Raw genomic sequence first — 1591 nt, 5'->3', positions numbered from 1 at the left:
CCCAATACCGGGAAGTTTGCAGTCAGGGGCTGCTGTCAAGTGGTTCGGGAATGTTGATGTAGAGGGGCGGGGCTCCGCGTAGGACGGAAGTCGACCAAGACACCGTTGCTACGAGGAGCCCCGTTGGTTCAGTCTGGCATGCCCGAACACGTCGATGCCGGTGGAAAGGCTTTCGCGGCCGGGCACTTGGGGGAGTTGACGCAGATCATCACGCCGTCTCTGGTGGACGCCGTGCTGGCGCAGACCGGGCGGGTGCAGTCGCGTGTGCGGAAGCTTCCTTCGCGGGTGGTCGTGTACTTCGTGCTGGCCATGGCTCTGTTCGGCGAGTGCGGGTATCGGGGTGTGTGGGCCGCGCTGGTCGCCGCGCCTGGCATGCCGGACGTGGACCCATCCGCGGCGGCCTTGCGGCAGGCCCGGCGTCGGCTCGGATCGGCGCCGCTGTCCGTGCTGTTCGACCAGGTCAAGGGGGCGGTAGCGGCCGAGGAGGCGGCCGGATCCTGGTGGAAAGGGCTGCGGACGGTGGCCTGGGACAGCACCGGCATCCTGGTCGCGGACAGCGAGGCCAACCGGTCGTACTGCGGCCGGGCTACCGGCCGCAACGGGGTCTGTGGATTCCCCATGATCAGGCTGTCCGCACTGGTCGAGTGCGGCACCCGGGCACTGATCGACGCGGTGCTCGGGCCGTGGACCCAGGCTGAGGAGTCCCAGTGCACGATGCTGTGCCGGGCACTGAAACCAGGAATGCTGTTGCTGGCCGACCGCGGCAGCAAGGGCTTCGCGCTGGCCCGGTCTGCTGCGGCCACCGGCGCGCAGCTGCTGTGGCGGATGAGCGCCGACCTGCAGCCGCCGGTACTGCATGCTCTCCCCGACGGTACGTACCTGTCGATGTCCACCGGGATCAACGAACGCGACCGTCTGCGACGGTGGTCCCGCCACCGGCGCACGATTGCGCCGCAGATCGCCGGCGTGGCCATCCGCGTGATCGAGGCCACGGTGGCGGTCCACGCCGCTGACGGCACGACGACGACCACGAGCCTACGGCTGTTCACCACGCTGCTGGACCATCGGCGCTACCCGGCAGCCGAACTTGCCGAGCTCTATCACCGCAGGTGGCAGGCGGAGACCGCGTACTTCGGGTTGAAGGTCACTCTGCGCGGGTCGGACCGCGTGTTGCGCTCGCACCACACCGACGGCGCCCGGCAGGAACTGCTCGGTCTGCTCGTCGTCTACCAGGCCGCCCGGCTGATCGTTGTCGACGCTGCTCTGCAGGCCGGGATCGCTCCCTCCCAGATCTCGCTGGCCGTCACCATCCGGACCGCCCGCAACACAGTGATCACCGCAACCGGGACCATGCGCCAGGGATGCCGACTCACTCCCGTGATCCATCGCGCCATCCTGCACCCCCGCGAGCTGGCCCCGCAGGGCCGCCCAACCAGGATCCAGCCCCGCCGCGTCAAACGCCCGATCTCGACCTTCGCCTACAGCCCGACCAGGAAGAACACCCCGATCCCCAACGCGGAGATCACCTTTACCATCACCACAGCCACCGACCGAACACGACGATGGCGAACCTAAACTTCCCGGTATTGGG

At 68.3% G+C, this 1591-nt stretch carries 1 protein-coding gene; it reads left to right on the top strand.

What is annotated here, in order from left to right; translation table 11 throughout:
* Positions 1-138 precede the first annotated feature (138 nt).
* Positions 139-1575, top strand: coding sequence for an IS4 family transposase (locus ACIQUT_RS40280; protein WP_403570706.1), 1437 nt, complete (start codon positions 139-141; stop codon positions 1573-1575).
* Positions 1576-1591 lie beyond the last annotated feature (16 nt).

This window comes from Streptomyces sp. NPDC090445 (assembly GCF_044769385.1).
Lineage (GTDB): Bacteria > Actinomycetota > Actinomycetes > Streptomycetales > Streptomycetaceae > Streptomyces.
This window is presented reverse-complemented; position numbering and strand designations above follow the sequence as displayed.